Annotated in this window: 2 protein-coding genes and 1 pseudogene; 2 read left to right on the forward strand and 1 reads right to left on the reverse strand. The window is 38.6% G+C overall.

Going from position 1 to position 2,524, the window contains the following annotated elements; all coding sequences use genetic code 11:
* Positions 1–31: 31 nt before the first annotated feature.
* Positions 32–1,200, reverse strand: a protein-coding gene (locus tag L654_RS0117665; protein ID WP_139016089.1) for an IS3 family transposase whose coding sequence is annotated in 2 segments (ribosomal slippage) — positions 32–924 and positions 924–1,200 — 1,170 coding nt in all. Because the reading frame shifts where the segments join, the coding sequence is not laid out codon by codon here.
* Positions 1,201–1,296: 96 nt separating this feature from the next.
* Here L654_RS0117665 and L654_RS1000000127045 point away from each other — a divergent pair.
* Both L654_RS1000000127045 and L654_RS0117680 read left to right on the forward strand, forming a co-directional pair.
* A pseudogene (locus L654_RS1000000127045) lies at positions 1,297–2,016 on the forward strand (PIN domain-containing protein); the annotation flags it as partial.
* 218 nt (positions 2,017–2,234) lie between these two features.
* Positions 2,235–2,524, forward strand: a 290-nt coding sequence (locus L654_RS0117680; RefSeq protein WP_024608629.1) for a transposase, incomplete at its 3' end; no start/stop codon positions are given.

Genomic DNA, 2,524 nt, shown 5'->3' on the forward strand with positions numbered 1-2,524 from the left:
TGACGTGGTCAACTAAATTCAGTCACCCTAGTTAAGAAACCATATCTAATGTTTCGGTTCGTTCTTCAAAGTCATTTGGGCTTTGATAATTTAAGTACGAATGTAAGCGACGACTGTTGTACCACATGCAGATGTAATTCATTACATCCTGTTGAGCTTCATAACGCGTTGGGTAATTTTTCCAATGCACGCGCTCTTGCTTCAAACTACCGAAGAAGCTTTCTGCAACAGCATTATCCCAGCAACAACCTTTCTTACTCATGCTACCAATGAAGTCGTTTGACTTGAGCAATCTACGATATTGATGGCTTGCATATTGAACCCCTTGATCTGAATGGATAATCAACCCTGCTTTGGGTTGGCGTTGCCACATCGCCATAGTCAGTGCGTCACAGACAAGCTGCGCTTTCATTCGTGAGCCCATGCTCCAACCAACGACTTTACGCGAATATAAATCAATCACTACCGCCAGATATAACCAACCTTCTGCAGTCCAAACATAAGTGATATCTTGTACCCAAGCTTGATCAGCGGCTTCAACGTTGAAGTTTTGCTCAAGTACATTGGGATAAATAGGCTTGTTATGGTCACTATTCGTTGTTACTTTGTATTTCTTTTTATAACGCACCCAGACATTTGCCTCTTTCATTAACTGTGCTGTTTTGTGACGGCTCACCGGAAAACCGAGTGCATTTAAGACTTTCTGAATACGCCTTTCACCGTAAGTATTATCACTGAAGTGCGCTATGTCCTTGACCCAATCAATCATTTCTTGATGTGTTGGATCCTCTGATTTAGTTGAATATCGCTTTTGATAACTATAGTAATTGTTACTTTTTACACCCAGTATTCGGCACATTACCGCCACAGGCCAGGTCTTCTTGTATTGGGTTATGAACGAGTATTTCACTTCGTTTCTTTGGCAAAGAAGACCGTCGCTTTTTTTAATATTTCACGCTCCATTTCTAGGCGTTTCACTTGCGCTTTTAGCTCTCTGATCTCTTCTTGCTCAGGGGTCAAATTACCATTCCCTCTAAAAGCCTGCCCATCATCATTTTCAGCTTCTTTTATCCACCGACCAAGCATGTTGGGATTTACCCCTAAATTTCTAGAGGCTTCTGCTTGAGAGTAGTTTTGCTCAACAACTAATGCGATGGCATCAAGTTTAAATTCTTTGGAATACTTTTTACGTTTTGTCATTATCGATCTCCAGTTAAGTTGATTATCTCTTAACTGGGGTAGTCGAATCCATTAAACCACGTCAGTGATGTCAGTCTCGCATACCTCGACAGATTAGAAGATTGTAAAGATCGACTAATCATAGGCTCTCAAGTTGAAATGGAATTTAAGAAAAATAGACAAAAAGTAATTCTTGAAACATTAAAAACTTATACTTCTCCAGATTGGGGGAAATTAACCCCTCCGGCTCTATTAGCTGACTTTCAGCCATCCAAGATGATTGAAAAACATAAAAAAGAAATATCAACACAACAAAAAAAAGTAAAATCTAAAGTAGAAAAAATATTACAAAATCCATCTTCAAACGATCCTGTTTTTCAAAAATTAAATAGGATTTTTAAACGTAAATCTGAGTTTAATCTTGATCGCGAATCGGATGACCGTTTTCGAATTCGGAGGCTAGCTCGAAAAAGATTTTCTCTTGGTTACCCGCCAAGGAAAGATGCAGATAACTCATTTGGTGATGCTATAAACTGGGAGTGGATTATTGAGTGTGCAAATCACACTGATAAAGAAGTTATCATAGTTACAAGAGATACAGATTACGGTGCAATACATGGCGGTAAATCTTACTTAAATGATTGGCTAAAAAAAGAATTTCAAGAACGGGTGAGTAAAAGGCGTAAAATAATTTTGACCGACAAGCTCTCATTTGCACTTAAAGCCGTGGATGAAGTTGTCACAAAAGAAATGGAAGAAGCTGAGGAACAAATCAAAGCAATTATTGCATCCTTAAATGAGAGTCTTGGATTAACAGGTTTTGATTCTGAAAATTAAAAATATAACAAGTTGCTTAAACGGACAAAAAACAGTTGGCTTTTGCTCGTTCCTCGCTATTTTAGCCAAAAATTTTATTGCCGCTTAGCAAAGCGTTGAGGCTGTAGAATTACTCTTTTTAGGAACGTATCCAACTATTCTTGGTTGGTTACTTTTTAACCTTGAATCCATCTGTTCGCTGTGATCTAATAGATATTATTCACCCACGGTAAACTGTTATGGCTAACTACAAGCCTGACTTATCCTGTCAAAATAAATTCATTCCTATCAATTTCGCTGAGCAAATTTTGCCTGGCACATTTGAATATGCCCTTTGTTATATCGTCGAAAATAAACTCGATTTATCGGGATTTGACGCGTGGTACAACAATGACAAAACGGGCGCGGCGGCGTATCCACCTTCGGTAATGCTAAAGATTATTTTACTGGGCTATGCACATGGTTTTATCAGTAGCCGTCGGATTGCAAAGGCTTGCGAGCATAATATTTTATTTATGAGTGTGTCGGG

The organism is Pseudoalteromonas sp. TAB23 (assembly GCF_000498075.1).
In the GTDB taxonomy this organism is placed as follows: domain Bacteria; phylum Pseudomonadota; class Gammaproteobacteria; order Enterobacterales; family Alteromonadaceae; genus Pseudoalteromonas; species Pseudoalteromonas arctica.